This is a genomic window from Enterobacter sp. Taxon_2 (assembly GCF_058355295.1).
Genome location: NZ_CM178024.1, coordinates 3,033,576 through 3,049,202, shown reverse-complemented (window position 1 = coordinate 3,049,202; position 15,627 = coordinate 3,033,576). Strand labels below are relative to the sequence as shown.

Annotated in this window: 18 protein-coding genes and 1 pseudogene; 3 read left to right on the top strand and 16 right to left on the bottom strand. The window is 56.5% G+C overall.

What is annotated here, in order from left to right; genetic code table 11:
- Positions 1-73: 73 nt before the first annotated feature.
- Positions 74-1,762 carry a cellulose biosynthesis regulator diguanylate cyclase DgcQ gene (gene dgcQ / locus AC4IC4_RS14540; protein ID WP_491471368.1) on the top strand — a complete coding sequence of 563 codons (1,689 nt, stop codon included), beginning with the start codon at positions 74-76 and terminating at the stop codon, positions 1,760-1,762.
- Here the strand turns inward: dgcQ and AC4IC4_RS14535 are convergent.
- Together AC4IC4_RS14535 and yodD are read right to left on the bottom strand one after the other, a co-directional pair.
- Positions 1,759-2,559, bottom strand: coding sequence for a mannosyl-3-phosphoglycerate phosphatase-related protein (locus tag AC4IC4_RS14535; protein ID WP_208763035.1), 801 nt, complete (start codon positions 2,557-2,559; stop codon positions 1,759-1,761). The two genes, dgcQ and AC4IC4_RS14535, sit on opposite strands and share 4 nt — an antisense overlap.
- 300 nt (positions 2,560-2,859) lie before the next feature.
- Positions 2,860-3,087, bottom strand: coding sequence for a YodD family peroxide/acid resistance protein (gene yodD, locus AC4IC4_RS14530; RefSeq protein ID WP_013097742.1), 228 nt, complete (start codon positions 3,085-3,087; stop codon positions 2,860-2,862).
- Between the two features lie 129 nt (positions 3,088-3,216).
- Between yodD and dsrB the strand changes: the two genes are divergently transcribed.
- Positions 3,217-3,405 (top strand): protein DsrB, encoded by a 189-nt coding sequence (dsrB, locus tag AC4IC4_RS14525; RefSeq protein WP_008500312.1) that lies wholly within the window; start codon positions 3,217-3,219, stop codon positions 3,403-3,405.
- A gap of 101 nt (positions 3,406-3,506) precedes the next feature.
- Here the strand turns inward: dsrB and rcsA are convergent, their stop codons facing one another.
- From rcsA to fliF, 14 genes and pseudogenes are all read right to left on the bottom strand, one after another.
- Complete coding sequence (gene rcsA / locus AC4IC4_RS14520; protein ID WP_008500313.1) at positions 3,507-4,130, bottom strand: transcriptional regulator RcsA; 624 nt, start codon at positions 4,128-4,130, stop codon at positions 3,507-3,509.
- Between the two features lie 287 nt (positions 4,131-4,417).
- Positions 4,418-5,210, bottom strand: a pseudogene (fliR, locus tag AC4IC4_RS14515) (flagellar biosynthetic protein FliR); the annotation flags it as partial.
- A gap of 7 nt (positions 5,211-5,217) precedes the next feature.
- Positions 5,218-5,487 (bottom strand): flagellar biosynthesis protein FliQ, encoded by a 270-nt coding sequence (gene fliQ, locus AC4IC4_RS14510; RefSeq protein ID WP_008500315.1) that lies wholly within the window; start codon positions 5,485-5,487, stop codon positions 5,218-5,220.
- A 9-nt stretch (positions 5,488-5,496) separates the two neighbouring features.
- On the bottom strand, positions 5,497-6,234 hold the full coding sequence (gene fliP, locus AC4IC4_RS14505; RefSeq protein ID WP_024909733.1) for a flagellar type III secretion system pore protein FliP: 738 nt from the start codon (positions 6,232-6,234) through the stop codon (positions 5,497-5,499).
- Positions 6,234-6,608, bottom strand: coding sequence for a flagellar biosynthetic protein FliO (gene fliO, locus AC4IC4_RS14500; protein WP_032641435.1), 375 nt, complete (start codon positions 6,606-6,608; stop codon positions 6,234-6,236). Before fliO ends, fliP begins: the two co-directional genes overlap by 1 nt.
- Before the next feature lie 2 nt (positions 6,609-6,610).
- On the bottom strand, positions 6,611-7,024 hold the full coding sequence (gene fliN / locus AC4IC4_RS14495) for a flagellar motor switch protein FliN (RefSeq protein ID WP_008500318.1): 414 nt from the start codon (positions 7,022-7,024) through the stop codon (positions 6,611-6,613).
- Positions 7,021-8,025: a flagellar motor switch protein FliM gene (gene fliM / locus AC4IC4_RS14490; RefSeq protein WP_023336184.1), complete on the bottom strand. Its 1,005-nt coding sequence runs from the start codon at positions 8,023-8,025 to the stop codon at positions 7,021-7,023. Before fliM ends, fliN begins: the two co-directional genes overlap by 4 nt.
- Before the next feature lie 4 nt (positions 8,026-8,029).
- A complete protein-coding gene (gene fliL, locus AC4IC4_RS14485; protein ID WP_024909761.1) occupies positions 8,030-8,500 on the bottom strand; it encodes a flagellar basal body-associated protein FliL in 471 nt (156 codons plus the stop codon).
- Between the two features lie 106 nt (positions 8,501-8,606).
- The gene (gene fliK, locus AC4IC4_RS14480; protein ID WP_491471367.1) at positions 8,607-9,839 is read right to left on the bottom strand and encodes a flagellar hook length control protein FliK; all 1,233 of its coding nucleotides are present in this window, start codon (positions 9,837-9,839) and stop codon (positions 8,607-8,609) included.
- Positions 9,836-10,279, bottom strand: coding sequence for a flagellar export protein FliJ (gene fliJ / locus AC4IC4_RS14475; RefSeq protein WP_023312304.1), 444 nt, complete (start codon positions 10,277-10,279; stop codon positions 9,836-9,838). The genes fliK and fliJ overlap by 4 nt, the downstream gene beginning before the upstream one ends.
- A 21-nt stretch (positions 10,280-10,300) precedes the next feature.
- On the bottom strand, positions 10,301-11,671 hold the full coding sequence (gene fliI / locus AC4IC4_RS14470) for a flagellar protein export ATPase FliI (RefSeq protein WP_008500325.1): 1,371 nt from the start codon (positions 11,669-11,671) through the stop codon (positions 10,301-10,303).
- Entirely contained in the window at positions 11,671-12,378 is a 708-nt protein-coding gene (fliH, locus tag AC4IC4_RS14465) for a flagellar assembly protein FliH (protein WP_024909763.1), read from the bottom strand. The genes fliI and fliH overlap by 1 nt, the downstream gene beginning before the upstream one ends.
- Positions 12,371-13,369, bottom strand: a complete 999-nt coding sequence (fliG, locus tag AC4IC4_RS14460) for a flagellar motor switch protein FliG (protein ID WP_023312301.1) — start codon at positions 13,367-13,369, stop codon at positions 12,371-12,373. Before fliG ends, fliH begins: the two co-directional genes overlap by 8 nt.
- Positions 13,362-15,041 carry a flagellar basal-body MS-ring/collar protein FliF gene (fliF, locus tag AC4IC4_RS14455; protein ID WP_024909764.1) on the bottom strand — a complete coding sequence of 560 codons (1,680 nt, stop codon included), beginning with the start codon at positions 15,039-15,041 and terminating at the stop codon, positions 13,362-13,364. The genes fliG and fliF overlap by 8 nt, the downstream gene beginning before the upstream one ends.
- A 228-nt stretch (positions 15,042-15,269) precedes the next feature.
- Between fliF and fliE the strand changes: the two genes are divergently transcribed.
- The gene (gene fliE, locus AC4IC4_RS14450) at positions 15,270-15,584 is read left to right on the top strand and encodes a flagellar hook-basal body complex protein FliE (RefSeq protein ID WP_008500329.1); all 315 of its coding nucleotides are present in this window, start codon (positions 15,270-15,272) and stop codon (positions 15,582-15,584) included.
- Positions 15,585-15,627: the final 43 nt, after the last annotated feature.

Genomic DNA, 15,627 nt, shown 5'->3' with positions numbered 1-15,627 from the left:
TCACATAACGCCCGGCTTTGCCGGGCGTTTTTATCTCACGTACCGGGTGTAAGGCCGTCATCATGGAGTGTGTGTGCAGCGCGATACCTTTGTTGTAAGACAATCATTTTTGCAATGGCTGCATAAGCGTAGCAATCCGGGGTTGATTGTTAATCTCTGTTTTCTGGTCGTTTTGGTGTTTTCCACGCTCCTGACCTGGCGTGAGGTGGTGGTCCTCGAAGAGGCGTATATCTCCAGCCAGCGCAACCATCTGGATACGGTGGCCAGTTCGCTGGACAGGCAGTTACAGAACAGCGTGGACAGGATGCTGTTGTTCCGTCAGGGCATGCGTGATGCAATCCAGACGCCGCTGGCATTTGATGCATTACAGAACGCGGTGTCACGCTTTAACACCGTCCGCACGCTCCCCACCTGGCAGCTTGCCGTTGATAAAAAACGCACCCTTCCCATTAATGGCGTTTCGGACGCGTTCGTCGAAAAAACCACGCTTCTGAATCGTGACGCCGAGCGCCTCAGCCACGAAATTTCTGCCGCGCTCGAAGTGGGGTATCTGCTCAGGCTGGCGTCATCGAGAGTGCAAACGGAAGCGCGCGTGATCTACGTGTCCCGCGCCGGATTTTTCGTTTCCACGGATACACCTGACCAGGCGGGTGATATCACCTCCCGCTATTATCATCTGGTCACGCAGTCCTGGTTTACCCAGCAGTCGGAACGGAACAATCGCGCTCGCGCGGTGCGCTGGTTTATCTCTACCCCTTCATCCTGGACCAATGATGAACGTACGATCACCGCCAGCGTTCCCATCTATTTCGATCATTACTGGTATGGCGTCGTGGCGATGGATTTTACGTTGAGCACGATGCAGCGTCTGCTGGCCGATGCGACGGAAGATCGAACGGAGGGGGAGTATCAGCTGTACGATACCCGGCTCAATATGATTGCCACCTCAGCCCACGCGGAAAACGCGGTTAACCATTTTGACGAACGCGAAACGGCGCAGATTGCGCAGGCTATTGAGCACGCTACCGGCGGCGGGATCCGCCTCGGAAGCCGTTTCGTTAGCTGGGAGCGGCTCGATCACTTCGATGGCGTTGTCCTGCGGATCCACACCCTGCACGAAGGAGTGCAGGACGACTTCGGCAGCATCAGTATTGTTCTGGCGCTGCTGTGGGCGCTCTTTACCGCCATGCTGTTGATCTCGTGGCTGGTGATCCGTCGGATGGTGAGTAACATGTACACGCTTCAGCACTCGCTCCAGTGGCAGGCCTGGCATGATCCGCTTACCCGGCTGAATAACCGCGGCGCGCTGTTCGATCGCGCAAAATTGCTGGCGGAAACCTGTCGCCAGCAGTCGCTGCCGTTCTCGGTGATTCAGATCGATCTCGACCATTTTAAGAACATCAACGACCGTTTCGGCCATCAGGCCGGTGATAAGGTGCTATCGCATACAGCAGGACTGATTGCCAGCGCGCTACGCAAAAATGATGTGGCAGGGCGTGTAGGCGGGGAAGAGTTTTGCGTTGTCCTGCCGGGGATCGGTCTGGAAGAGGCGAGAGGCGTCGCGGACCGCATTCGCTGCCGGATCGACAGCAAGGAGATCCTGGTGAAGAAGAGCACGACTCTGCGCATCAGCGCATCGCTGGGGGTCAGCAGCGCGGATGAAGCGGGTAACTACGAGTTTGAACAGCTGCAGTCCGTGGCGGATGCCCGGCTGTATCAGGCCAAACAGTGCGGCCGTAACCGGGTCGTCTGGCGGGATTAGGACAGGAAGTGATCCAGTCCCTCCTGCCAGCCCGCGGGGCCGGGCTGCCGGGTGTGATAAACCCGCCCGGGGTTATCGTCCCGTAGCGTGATGCCCTGGCGGTTAATCCCCTTGATGACCACCGCGAAGTCAACGCTGTCGAGCAACGGTGCATCATTAGGGCCGTCGCCGAGCCCCAGCGTGGTGGGTTCGATCTCTTCCTGCTCGCGGTACTGCGCAATCAGCCAGTTAACCGCCACGTCCTTACCGCAGCGGGCGTCCAGAATATGCCAGAAGCGCGCTCCCTGCAGGCATTTCAGACCGCTGTGCGCCAGCTGCTCTTCAAACTGAACCAGTTTCTCGTCGGTATCGCGCCAGATGAGCGTGACGGATGCTTCATGCTTGCGGGCAAGCGCCGAACGGTAGCGCGTCAGTCCGGTCCACTCGCTAATAACGCGATCGTCCACGTCGTCAAAGGTGGTGAACTTAAAGCCCGTCTGCAGGCGAATGTGTTCGACCCGCGGGCGAATATCCCGGTGCGTCATCCCCCTGATCTGGCGCTGAACCTTCTCCCAACGCACGTCAGGCTGAATTACCGCGCCGTTCTCGGCAATAAAAGGCAGGCCTTCCAGACCCAGATCCTGCTGGATATCCAGCATCTCTGCCGCGGTCTTGCTGCTGCAGAGAATGACCGGTATCTGATTATCCAGTAGCCTGTCCAGCCAGGGCATTGCGGGCTGCCACTCATAGGTATGAATATCCAGCAACGAGCCATCCAGGTCAGAAAAAATCAGCAAGGTATCCCGCAGTGAAGGCATAGTGACTCCCGTGATAGCTGCGTTGCGTTCTAAGAAAATTCCTAAAAAATAACCGAAGTGTTAACAGGAGAAATGGGAACAGTCCCTGGCAAACCCGCATTCGGCGTATGTTATTGCTCATAACAAAAAGCATTATGTTAAAAATATTATATTCATCCTAAGAATATATGCTTGTCAGACAAATTCGTTGGGGATAGTGTGGCGTGTACATCAGATTTCCTGGTGTAACGAATTTTCAAGTGCTTCTTGCATAAGCAAGTTTTGATCCCGGTCATCCCCATGACCGGGATTTTTTTCGCCCTACCGATTGGCTTCAGACACGCTAAAGTCGTGAATATCAAGCTCGAAGGCCTCGGCCAGCTCACGATAGGTGTGATAATCCCTTCCGTTAACAATGACGCGGTCCGAATTGTCGTCCGTCCTGCGGACTTCTGACTCACTGATCTCATTGATGGCGGCCAGCAGGGCATCGACATCCACCTCGACTTCGCGCTTGATGGTGTCGCTGTACTCTTTATCGGTCTTCATTGCGGGGTTCCTCATTCAGCCGGGTCCATCGCTAAGTATAGACTGTAGATAAAAACGCCATTCACGCCGGGCGGCGATGTGTGTTTTTGCGTTTTGTTCTACACTGGCTCAAAACCAGAGGAGGAATGTATGAAGGTCAACGATCGGGTAACGGTTAAAACGGACGGTGGGCCACGCCGCCCGGGCGTGGTGCTGGCAATTGAAGAGTTTAGCGAAGGTACAATGTATCTGGTATCACTGGAAGACTACCCGCTCGGCATCTGGTTTTTTAACGAACTGGGGCATCCGGACGGCATTTTTGTTGAGAAAGCTGACTAGCACGGCGTCGGGTAGCACAGCGCGTGCCCGACAACCTCATAGAAGCAAAAATCTCTGGCCAGGCCAGAGATCAAAGGTAGGGTGCACAGGGTCTTAAGCGACTAACGCATGTTGACGAAAATCCCGTTCGTCACATTATCGGTCAGGCGTACCACGTGGTAGATCACTTGCTTATTATGCGTTTTAATTTTCCGTTTAATATTTCCTTTGTGTGACGAAACGGTTTTCGCTTTAATATTCATCTGGTCCGAGATCTGAATAGTTCCTTGTCCCGCCATCCACATTCGCAGCATACTTGATTCAGTCCTGCTTAATGATAGGGTGGGTAAGTTAACCGCTCCTACATTCTTAACTTCTTTATTCAAATAATCACCCAGAATGTCATCCAGCGACTCGGGTTTAATCGATTTAGAACTGATCAATAAATTTTTACGGACCAACAAATACTCATCGAAATGGATATTCGCGATCGCCATAAAAACAATAAACAGGGTTTTAGGATGCTGATTAATGATTTGCTTAATGTGCTGACTGTTGGCTGGATCGTGAATGAAACAGTCCTCATTAATAAACACCACGCCTGGTTTTAGTTCGTCACAAGCGGCTGCGAGTTCGTCAACGGTGTGTGCATCGTTGATGTCTCTCTTTCTTACCCCTCTGCTTGCCAGGTACCCGGTTAACCCTAGCCGGGTGTAGCTGCATAAATCCATAATGATCGTTGACATGGCATACCCTCACTCAATGCGTAACGATAATTCACCATCTGCCTGAGAGCTCAAAACAGCCATACGGGATGGAAAAAAATAATAAACCTGTGAGCATGACAAAGACTTTCAGGCGGACTCACTATCCCGTAAAGTTACGTATAATTTGCCAGGAATCTTCTTAAAGTAAAGTAAATATTAAGTATTGTGAGATGGTTAGAAACAATTAAACCGCGTCAGATATATCCTGGAAGATGTTTTTCGCGTTTTATTTTAGGAATATCCTCAGAAAGACAGTAGCAACAGTGCGGGCTATTATTTACGAGGCAGTTCGCTGACAATATCCGCTAACAGGTTGAATATCTCGCCGAATAAATGTTCACAGAAGGGAGCGATAAGTGGCATCAGTAATGACATTAATAAAATTCCAACCGTCAGCGTCAGCGGAAAACCAATGACAAACACCGAAAGCTGCGGCGCCATTCGGTTCAGTAAACCTAATGCCAGGTTGACGGTCAGCAGCAGGGTGATGATCGGCAGCGCCAGCATCAGCCCGTTCAGGAAGATCAGCCCCGCCGCGCGGGTGAGCGCCAGGAAAGCGTTGCTATTCACCGGATTTTCGCCAATCGGCAGCGTATGGAACGTATCAACCAGCATGGAGATAAGCCACAGATGGCCGTTGAATGACAGGAACAGCAGCATGGCGAGCAGATCGATAATGCGCGCCAGCACGGGCATGTTGAGATGACTACCGGGATCAACAAACGTGGCGAACGATAACCCCATCTGCAGGCCGATCAGTTCCCCTGCGGTACGCACCGCGGCGAAGGCGAGCTGCATGGTAAAGCCGACGGCGACGCCAATCATCACCTGCTGCAGGGCGACCCACACCGCGTTCGCCGAGAAGATCGGAATATCCACAGGGGGGAGAGAGGGGGCGACGATAATGGAGATGATAATGCCCAGTCCCACCTTGACGCGCTTGGGTATCGATTTCTCGCTAAGAATGGGGGCGGTGGAGATCAGCGCCATGATGCGCAGCATCGGCCAGAAATAGACGCCGAGCCACTGAACCCACTGGTCGCTGGTGAAATGCAGCATCGTCAGGTCAGCCGATGATGTACGGCAGATTGGTAAACAGGTTGCGCATATAGTCCAGCAACAGGTTCAGCATCCACGGTCCGGCCACGATAATCGCCACGAACACGGCGATGATTTTCGGGATGAATGACAGCGTCATTTCGTTAATCTGCGTGGCGGCCTGCAGAATACTGATAATCAGACCGGTAACCAGCGCGACAAGCAGCAGCGGAGCGGCAACAGCAATCGCGATTTTCATCGCCTCCGTGCCCATCATCATGACCGATTCGGGTGTCATTGCCGTTCCTTAACTGTAGAAACTCTGCGCCAGCGAGCTGACCAGCAGCTGCCAGCCGTCGACCAGCACAAAAAGCATGATCTTAAAGGGCAGGGCAATGGTCGCGGGTGGCACCATCATCATCCCGAGCGCCATCAGGACGCTGGCGATCACCAGGTCGATAATCAGGAACGGAATAAAGATGGTAAAGCCAATCTGGAACGCGGTTTTCAGCTCGCTGGTGACATAGGCAGGCAGAAGAATACGCATTGGCACAGATTCCGGTCCTTGCAGCTCGCCGGTGTTGGACAGGCGGGCAAAGAGGGCAAGGTCGGCTTCGCGCGTCTGGCGCAGCATAAACTCTCGCAGCGGCTGCGCGCCTTTATCCAGCGCCTCCTGCATGGAGATTTTATCTTCGCTGAACGGCTGGTAGGCGTCGGTATAAATCTTATCGATCACCGGCGACATAATGAAGAAGGTCAAAAACAGTGCCAGTCCAAGCAGAACCTGGTTTGGCGGTGCGGAAGGGGTGCCCAGCGCGTTTCGCAGCAGACCAAAGACGATGATGATGCGGGTGAAGCTGGTCATCATCAGCAGGATGGCTGGAATAAACGTCAGCGAGGTGATGAACACCAGCGTCTGGACCGGAAGGGACCAGCTTTGTCCGCCGCCCGCTAGAGGGGTGGAGACCAGACCGGGCAGCTGTGCATAAACCGCGGGAGCAAACAGGCCAACGCCCGCAAGCGTCAGGGATAACAAACGGCGCATCAGGATCTCCCGGAACGCTTAAGCAAACTCTTCATGACGGACTGAAAATCCGCAGGGGCGTCTGCGCGCTCGTCCACCACAGCAGGGGCGGGCGGCAGTTTATGTAATACGCTGATGTTTGAGGCCGTTACGCCCAGAACCAGACGCGCGTCGTCCACCTCGACGATGACCACGCGTTCGCGTGGCCCCAGCGTGGTGCTGGCGCTGACTTTCAGGCCGCGGGCACCGGCGGTTTTACCCGCAAGGCCAAAGCGCTTCGCCAGCCAGGCGGCGATAAGAATAAAGGCAATAATACCGAACAACGCCCCGCTCACCTGGAGCAGAGGCGAGCCGGGAACGGCAGAAGGTTGCGATAGTGTTGCCTGGGTTTTCATGCTTAACGGCTCAGACGACGCATACGTTCAGACGGGGTAATGATGTCGGTGATACGTACGCCGTATTTATCGGCCACCACCACCACTTCACCCTGAGCAATCAGATAGCCGTTGATCAGAATATCCAGCGGCTCACCGGCCAGACCGTCAAGGGCCACCACGGAACCCTGCGTCAGGCGCAGTAGCTCTTTAATGGTCATACGGGTGCGTCCCAGTTCAACGGTCAGCTTAACCGGGATATCCATAATCAGGTCGATGTCCTGCAGCGTGCCGCTGACATCACCGCCGCCGAGCTGCTGGAATACGGCATCCGCTGCACTTTTGGCCGGGGTCGCTTTTTGCTCGTTTAACGCGTCAGCCCACAGATCGTCCAGTGCTCCGCTGTTTTCATCGGACGGATTGTTCATGTCACTCATTTGGGCTGTTCCTCATTCAGCGAATTCAAAATCGGGTTGATCAAGTGCTCAACGCGTAACGCATACTGACCGTTAATCGTGCCGTACTGGCTTGTCAGCACGGGGACACCATCCACATGGGCAATAATGCGGTCGGGTTTTTCTATCGGCAAAACATCACCGGGTTGTAATTTCAGGATCTGAGATAACCGCAGCGGGATATCGGCGAAGCTCGCCACCAGCTCAAGCTGCGAATGCTGGACCTGGCGGACCAGGTTCTCACGCCAGTTCTGGTCCTCGTTGCGGGAGTTCTCCAGCGGCGGGTTAACCAGCAGCTCGCGCAGCGGTTCGATCATGCTGAACGGCAGGCAGATGTTGAACTCGCCGGTCAGGTTACCGATCTCTACGTGGAACGGGGTGTTAACGACGATATCGTTCGGGGAGGTGGTGATATTGGTAAATTTCACCTGCATCTCAGAACGGACGTACTCCACTTCCAGCGGGTTAATCGCTTTCCACGCGTCGCTGTAGGACTCCAGCGCCAGCTTCAGCATGCGGTTAATGACGCGCTGTTCGGTGTGGGTGAATTCACGACCTTCTACTTTGGTCGGGAAACGCCCGTCGCCGCCGAACAGGTTATCCACCGCGATGAACACCAGGCTTGGGGAAAACACCACCAGACCGGTGCCGCGCAGCGGCTTCAGATGAATCAGGTTAAGGTTGGTTGGCACCGGCAGGTTGCGGGCAAACTCATGATACGGCTGAATGCGGATCGCACCGACCGTGATATCCGGGCTACGACGCAGCAGGTTAAACAGCCCCATACGGAACTGACGTGCAAAACGTTCGTTAATGATCTCCAGCGCCTGCAGACGTTCACGTACCACGCGACGCTGGGTATTCGGGTCATAGGGACGAATATCGCTATCGCCGCCAATACCCGGTTTAGGATCATCATTGTTATCGCTGTCGCCGTTGAGCAGCGCATCGATTTCTGCCTGAGAAAGAATACTGTCGCCCATGTCGTTACCGCAGAATGAATGCTGTATACAGAACGTCAGTGACTTCCTGCTTAGGTTGGCCGTTTACCAGCGGGGTCGCCAGCGTTTGTTTAATGGCGTCGACCAGCTTTTGCTTACCCACATCGGTGGCCAGCGTCGAAGCGTCCTGACGAGAGAACAGCAGCAGAAGGCGGCTGCGCACTTCCGGAAGGTAATCGTTCAGACGTGAACGAGTGGCTTCATCTTTCAGGCGCAGCGTAATGCCAACATAAAGCACACGATCCGCATCACCCAGATTGACGGTGAAGGTATCCAGCGGGAAGAAAACTGGAGCCGGCGGAGGCGGCGCTTCAGCTTTGGCTGCAGCGGTGGTAGGTTTCTGCTGCATACGCCAGTAACTATAGCCCGCGGTGGCGCAGGCGGCGAGCGTGATCAACACCAGCAGCGGGATCCAGATGGAGCGCTTACTTTTTTTGGTGATAGCGGAGTCAGTCATCTGATACGAGCTTCCTGTTTCGGTACAGCTTAATAAGGTGATTATCCCGTGTCCTGCTGTCGTCAAAGCGTGGAAAAGACGGGGATAATCACGCTACCTCTGGCGTTTAGGCGAAGATGTCTACGGCACTGTTACCGCGTGCGGCGGATTGCAGGGCAGCAGGAACAGGCAGTAGCTCATCGCTCTCTTCATTAAAACCGCCGGCGTTGCCGGAACGCGAAGCCTGGTGCTGCTGCTGGGATGAGGACTGCTGCTGCCCGGCAAAGCTCTCGCTGCTGACGCTGCTCTGCGCAAGCTGAATGCCGTTCTCCGCCAGTGAGGTCCGCAGTACCGGCAGCGCGGCTTCCAGTGCCGCACGAACATGGCTGTGCGCAGAGACCATCTGCAGCTGCGCCTGGTTATCATCCAGCTTAAGCGAAATTTGCACCTGACCCAGATCTTCCGGGTGCAGACGCAGCTCGGCTGTCTGCTGGCCCTGCTTAGTGAACAGGGTGATGTGCTGGCTCAGGGATTGCTGCCATTCGTGGGTGCCCAGAGGCTGGCTTAACACCGGCGCGGTGGCGACGGTGGCGGCCGTCTGACTGGTAGCATGGCTGGACATAATCGGTGCCAGGGTAGCCGTTGGGGAGGCTGAGGAGGAGGAACTGGCGAGCTCCTGCTTCTCTGCCGCTGCGGCCAGGGCCGGGGTTGTCGGCGCGTTGCCCGACAGGGCAAGTTCGTTATTTTTCACCTGGCTCTGATAAGGCGTAGAATTCTGCGCTTTATCATGGCTTCCCGCAGGCGCGTTCAGGGACGGTTGGTCCGCACCATTGTGCGAAAGCGTCGCGGAATTCAGCGTTGCGGTGGCCGAAACGCCGTCACTGCCCGCCACGCGAGAGGCGGTAGTTTGCTGGTGCGGCAGCATCGCCATCAGGGCGCTCAATCCGGCCAGTTCTTCTTCGCTCAGCTCGCTTTTACCGTCATCCTTGCTGTTTGCCGCATTGAGCGTCTTCAGTGCGTCACCTTTAGACAGCGGAACCAGCCCGGAAACCAGCGTATCAAGCGAGGTGATGGGCGACGTTTCATTGCCATTCAACGCGGTTTGGCGCGAGAGCAGGTCGGCAATTTTGGCCTGCAGGGTGGTATCCCCTTTGGCGTCCTGAGCCACTTTTGACAGCTTACTACCGGCGGCTTTCAGGTCAGCCAGGGTCAGCGGCGCATCTTTGCCCTTGCCCGTTGCGTCCGACAGGGCGCCCGCCAGCAGAGAGAGAAAGTCCTGTGCACCGTCGGTGCCTTTCCCTGTTTGCATGCCGCCTGACAGGTCGCTGTCGCTCATCAGCAGTTGTTGCAGTGTGATCATTCCGGTTTCCTCATTGATGCGCGCTGGGCAAACTCATCCATTTTCTTCTGATCCAGACGGTTTTCCGCCAGGGTCGTTGCCGCGATCTGTCGGTCCTGTAAAGTCTGCCAGGCCTGCAGCCGCTGCTTCTTCTCACGCCAGAAATTCAGCGCGGTATCGACTTTCTGGGTCCACTGGTTAAGTTGCTGGCGATGCTGATCTATCGCCTTCTCCAGCGTCTGGATAAACTGCTGATAGTTAATCCAGCGCTGGCTTCCAATGCCCTGTGTCATATCGGTATTGAGGTTGGTGCGATATTCATGCTGATAGTCGATCAACATCTTCAACTGTTCTTCAGCCTGCTGGCACCCGCGTCGCATTGCGCCAAGCTGCAATGCGGCATCATCAACTTCTTTTTCAGCCAGATCTTTCAGCGTTGATAACGCGCTGTTTTGCGCCATGACCTTCGCCCTCCACCTGTGTTACACCTGCGGGAAAATCAGCTCCAGTGCCTGAATTGAATCTTCCCAGTCGGCGCGTTCAAAAATGCCTTGTTGCAAAAATGCCTCCAGCTGCGGCCACAGGGTAATCGCTTTGTCGAGCATCGGGTCGCTGCCTTTGGCATACGCCCCCACGCTGACCAGATCGCGGTTGCGCTGGAAGCTGGAGAGGAGTTGTTTAAAGTTACGCACGCGGGCGTAATGCTTCTCGGTTATCAGCGCCGTCATTGCGCGGCTGATAGAGGCTTCAATATCAATGGCCGGATAGTGTCCGGCTTCGGCCAGACGACGCGACAGCACAATATGACCGTCAAGGATCGCGCGCGCGGAGTCGGCAATCGGGTCCTGCTGGTCATCGCCTTCCGTCAGTACCGTATAGAACGCGGTGATGGAACCGCCGCCGCTGATGCCGTTCCCCGCGCGCTCAACGAGGGCAGGGAGTTTGGCGAATACCGAAGGCGGGTAGCCTTTGGTCGCCGGTGGCTCACCGATGGCCAGCGCGATTTCACGCTGCGCCATCGCGTAGCGGGTCAGGGAATCCATGATCAGCAGCACGTGCTTGCCGCGGTCGCGGAAATCTTCGGCAATACGGGTGGCATACGCGGCACCCTGCATACGCAGCAGCGGCGACACGTCTGCCGGCGCGGCGATGACCACCGAGCGGGCGCGGCCTTCCGCTCCCAGAATGTTTTCAATAAAGTCTTTTACTTCACGACCACGTTCGCCAATCAGACCTACAACGATCACATCAGCCTGCGTGTAGCGCGCCATCATGCCGAGCAGGACGGATTTACCCACGCCTGACCCGGCGAACAGGCCCATACGTTGCCCGCGTCCCACGGTCAGCAGGGCGTTAATCGGGCGCACGCCGGTGTCGAGCACATGCTCGATAGGGGTTCGCTGCAGAGGGTTAAACGGTTGGGTGATCAGCGCGCCGGTTTCGGTGGTGTCCGGGGAGGGCAGTCCGTCGAGCGGCTTCCCGCTGCCGTCCAGCACGCGGCCCAGCAGGGCAGGGCCAAGCGGCAGCTGCTTCCCGCTTTGCAGCCCGTCGCCAGACGTGTTTTTGGCATACACGCGCGCGCCGGGCAGAATGCCTTCCACCTCTTCAAGCGGCATCAGGAACAGGCGCTGGCCGTTGAACCCGACCACTTCGCTTTCCACTTCACGCGTTTCCAGACCGTCCTGACGCTCGATCACGCAGGTCGCGCCCAGCGGCAGCTGCAGGCCGGTGGCCTCCAGTACCAGACCGGTGGCGCGCGTCAGTCGCCCATAACGACGAACAGATGGCAGTTGCGCCATCTTCGTCTCAAAGTTGTCGAGCGTGGTGAGCCAGCGGGTGAGGCGCGCAGTCATCAGACGACTCCCGGTGCCGCCAGGCGGCACAGTTCCTGCCAGCGGGTGGCGACGCTGGCATCCAGATCGCCTTCGTCGGCAGAGACTTTGCAGCCGCCGTGATGTAACGACGGGTCACCACGCAGGCGCCAGCCGTGCAAGTTTAGCGTCGCGCCCAGGCTCTCTTCCACGCGCTGCAGATCGTCCGGATGGACGCGCAACTGCGGCTTCCCGCTGAACAGCGGCTCCTGCTGCAGCAGGCCCTGAATTTGTTTGATAAGCGCCGTGTTATCCACCACGGGCGTCTGGCCGATCACCTGACGCGCGGCTTCCAGCGCCATCTGCATCAGTCGCGAGGCAATCACGCTGTCCAGCGCGTCCAGCGTGTGCTGAAACTCGCTGACCAACTGCTGCATGCGGGCATGGATCGGCGCCTGCTGCTGGCGCGCCTGATCGATACCGTGCTCTAACCCTTTCGACAGACCTTCCTGGTACCCCAGCTCGTGACCTTTCTGCCGGCCTTCGTTCAGACCGGCATTGTAGCCCTGCTCGTGCGCCTGCATTTGCAGCTGAGCCAGCATCTGTGCTTGCTGCTCTTCTTCGCTCAGCTCGGGCTGCTCGACGTCCGGGTCAAGCTCCTCGGTCGGGATCGCGGCTGGCGTGAACTCGGAGAGGGGAGGAGCCAGATCGTCCGGCGTCCAGCGCTTCCACGGCAGCTCATTAGACATAGGTGTCGTCTCCGCTGCCAATCACCATCTCGCCGGTTTCCGCCAGACGACGAACAATAAGCAGAATGGCTTTCTGTTCGTTTTCCACCTGAGACAGACGAACCGGGCCGCGGTTGGCAAGATCGTCGCGCAGGATATCGGCCGCACGCTGAGACATGTTGCGCAGGAATTTCTCGCGCAGCGGCTGCTCGGCGCCTTTGAGGGCAATAAGCAGCGACTCGGAATCCACTTCCTGGAGCAGGCGCTGGATGCTGCGGTCGTCCACTTCGACGAGGTTTTCGAACAGGAACATCTCGTCGATGATTTTCTGTGCCAGCTCGCCGTCGAATTCGCGAACCGCCGTAATGACGGCCTCTTCCTGCTGCGTTTTCATCAGGTTGATGATTTCCGCCGCTGTTCTCACGCCGCCCATTTTGCTGCGCTTGAGGTTCTGGCCGTCGAGCAGGTTGTTCAGCACCTCGGTCAGCTCCGCCAGCGCGGCAGGCTGGACGCCGCCGAAGGTGGCGATACGCAGCATCACGTCGTGACGCAGGCGCTCTTCGAACAGCGCCAGAATATCGGCCGCCTGACCACGTTTAAGGTGGACAAGGATGGTGGCGATAATCTGCGGGTGCTCGTCGCGAATAAGGTCGGCAGCACTCTGTGGTTCCATAAAGTTGAGCGTTTCGATACCGCTGGCGGTATCGCGGGTTTCCAGAATGTCTTCCAGCAGGCTGGAGGCACGCTCTTCGCCCAGTGCCTTGACCAGCACGGAACGGAGGTAGTCGTTGGCGTTGATGTTCAGCGCGGCAAACTGTTCGGCTTCCTGTTCAAACTCTGCCAGCACTTCAGTCAGCTGCTTGTTGGAGATCTGACGCACGTTGGCCATGGCCGCACTGAGAATTTGCACTTCTCGCTGGGAGAGGTGTTTAAACACCTCTGCCGCGCGATCTTCGCCAATGGTCATCAGCAGGATGACGCTTTTATCGGTGCCCGTAAGCGTATTACTCATGTTCGTTACCCATCCACTGGCGGATGACCAGCGCCACGACGCGCGGATCGTTATCTGACATTTCGCGAATGCGCTGGCTCATGACCTCAGCGCCCATGCGCTGGTTAGCACGACGCTGCTGCATCTGTTCATCTTTGCTGAGGCGCACTTCAACCGCTTCTTCCGTTTCCTGACGCGCATTCATCTGTTCGCGAGCCGCTTTTTCGGCTTCAGCGCGGCGCTGGAGCTGCGGACGGACGCCCTTACGCCACAGCAGCCACGCGACAATCAGCACCAGCAGCCAGCGTCCTGCGGACATCAGCTGGTCGATAAACGCCTGCTGTTGCCAGAACGGCAGTTCACCGCCGGTCTCTTCAACCGAGTTGAACGGTGAGTTCACCACGTTGAGGGTATCGCCGCGCTTCTCGGAGTAACCCATCGCTTCACGGGTCAGGTTTTCAATCTGCTTCATCTGCTCGGCGGTCAGCGGCAACGGTTTGCCATCCGCCAGCGTTTTGTAGTTCACCACTACCGCAACGGAAAGACGCTGAATATCGCCCACGTTCAGTTTAGTGTGGCGAATCGTCCGGTCCACTTCATAGTTCGTGGTTTCGTTACGACTGCTGGTACGCGGACCGGCGTTACTGGCCGTTGAGGTGGTCTGCTGATTATTTTGCTGACCGTTCTGCTGATTGGCCGGCGGCGTAGAGATCGGCGCCGCGTTAGCCGGGGCCGGCTGGTTAGACAACGCACCCGGCACGCCGCCTGGGTATGCACCGCCGACCTGCTCGTTCGAATTGATCTGGCGTGAACGCATTACCGCCTGAGCCGCATCGCCGTTCGGGCTGTATTGTTCTTCAGTTTGTTCTTTATTCGCGAAGTCGATCTGCGCGGTAACCTGCGCGTGTACGTTGCTGTTACCCACAACCGGGCCGAGGATCGCTTCAATACGACGCTGGAGACGGCTTTCGACATCGGCGGCATATTTCAGCTGCGCGTCATTGAGATCGCGACCGGCGGTATTGGATTGCGTCAGCAGGTGACCGCTCTGGTCAACCAGCGTTACGTTACCCGGCGGCAGACCGGCGACGGCGCTGGAGACGAGATGCGTCACCGCGCTGATTTGCCCTTCGTCCAGCGCGCGGCCAGGTTCGAGGTTCACGGTAACGGAAGCCGAAGGTGATTTCTGTTCACGGACAAATAAAGAAGGTTTAGGCATCGCCAGGTGCACGCGGGCACTCTTCACTGGGCCTAATGTTTCAATGGTGCGGGCCAGTTCACCTTCCAGCGCTCGCTGGTAGTTCACCTGCTCGCTGAACTGGCTGATACCGAATTTTTCCTGATCCAGCAGCTCAAAGCCCACCGCGCCGCCCTTCGGCAGCCCCTGCTGAGCCAGACGCAGACGCAGTTCGTGCACCTTATCTGCCGGTACCTCAAGCGCACCGCCATTATCGGCAAAGCGATAAGGGATGTTCATCTGGGTAAGCTGGGTGACGATGGCGCCGCCATCCTGATCGGAAAGGTTACTGTAGAGTGTCCGGTAATCAGGGCTTTTCGCCCACAGGACCATCGCTACAAGGATCGCAATTGCGGCAGCGCCTGCCACGATCAACGGGATTTTAGGATTCGCGCGAAGGCGGTTCATCCACTCGAGTGATTTATTCTGCGGCGCTGTCGATGCTGTTGCACTCATTGCGCACCTCTTAAATCCTGGTGGTTTACGTTATTCGTGTAGAGAAACAAAACTGACTCCCGGGTCGGCAAACACGACAAAAGTTCCATATTGATGGCCCTGCCATTATTTGATGATTCGTGATTTTCTATGGGTCAAATAACCTGGTTTTTTCATGCTATTTACCGCCATTATCTTATTGACAAGCTGTTAGTCTTGACCGCGTAAAAAACCATCCAGGGGAAAGTCATGGCTATACAGGGCATTGAAGGGGTAATCAGTCAGTTGCAGGCAACGGCGATGACGGCCCGTAATCAGAATGTGGCAGATCAGCAGCCGAGCATCAGCTTCGCAGGGCAACTGCATGCCGCTCTTGACCGTATCAGCGATACCCAGACTGCAGCGCGCACTCAGGCAGAAAAGTTCACCCTCGGTGAGCCGGGCGTGGCGCTGAATGATGTGATGACCGATTTGCAAAAAGCCTCGGTTTCTCTGCAGATGGGGATCCAGGTGCGTAACAAGCTGGTGTCGGCCTATCAGGAAGTGATGGGGATGCAGGTTTAAGACCTGTCGATCTTCGCTGGCAGCCGCAGCGCTTTAATGCCAC

Coding starts and splice junctions, on each gene's coding strand:
- AC4IC4_RS14535 (WP_208763035.1), bottom strand. CDS start 2,559: ATGCCTTCACTGCGGGATACCTTGCTGATTTTTTCTGACCTGGATGGC.
- yodD (WP_013097742.1), bottom strand. CDS start 3,087: ATGAAGACCGATAAAGAGTACAGCGACACCATCAAGCGCGAAGTCGAG.
- dsrB (WP_008500312.1), top strand. CDS start 3,217: ATGAAGGTCAACGATCGGGTAACGGTTAAAACGGACGGTGGGCCACGC.
- rcsA (WP_008500313.1), bottom strand. CDS start 4,130: ATGTCAACGATCATTATGGATTTATGCAGCTACACCCGGCTAGGGTTA.
- fliQ (WP_008500315.1), bottom strand. CDS start 5,487: ATGACACCCGAATCGGTCATGATGATGGGCACGGAGGCGATGAAAATC.
- fliP (WP_024909733.1), bottom strand. CDS start 6,234: ATGCGCCGTTTGTTATCCCTGACGCTTGCGGGCGTTGGCCTGTTTGCT.
- fliO (WP_032641435.1), bottom strand. CDS start 6,608: ATGAAAACCCAGGCAACACTATCGCAACCTTCTGCCGTTCCCGGCTCG.
- fliN (WP_008500318.1), bottom strand. CDS start 7,024: ATGAGTGACATGAACAATCCGTCCGATGAAAACAGCGGAGCACTGGAC.
- fliM (WP_023336184.1), bottom strand. CDS start 8,025: ATGGGCGACAGTATTCTTTCTCAGGCAGAAATCGATGCGCTGCTCAAC.
- fliL (WP_024909761.1), bottom strand. CDS start 8,500: ATGACTGACTCCGCTATCACCAAAAAAAGTAAGCGCTCCATCTGGATC.
- fliK (WP_491471367.1), bottom strand. CDS start 9,839: ATGATCACACTGCAACAACTGCTGATGAGCGACAGCGACCTGTCAGGC.
- fliJ (WP_023312304.1), bottom strand. CDS start 10,279: ATGGCGCAAAACAGCGCGTTATCAACGCTGAAAGATCTGGCTGAAAAA.
- fliI (WP_008500325.1), bottom strand. CDS start 11,671: ATGACTGCGCGCCTCACCCGCTGGCTCACCACGCTCGACAACTTTGAG.
- fliH (WP_024909763.1), bottom strand. CDS start 12,378: ATGTCTAATGAGCTGCCGTGGAAGCGCTGGACGCCGGACGATCTGGCT.
- fliG (WP_023312301.1), bottom strand. CDS start 13,369: ATGAGTAATACGCTTACGGGCACCGATAAAAGCGTCATCCTGCTGATG.
- fliF (WP_024909764.1), bottom strand. CDS start 15,041: ATGAGTGCAACAGCATCGACAGCGCCGCAGAATAAATCACTCGAGTGG.
- fliE (WP_008500329.1), top strand. CDS start 15,270: ATGGCTATACAGGGCATTGAAGGGGTAATCAGTCAGTTGCAGGCAACG.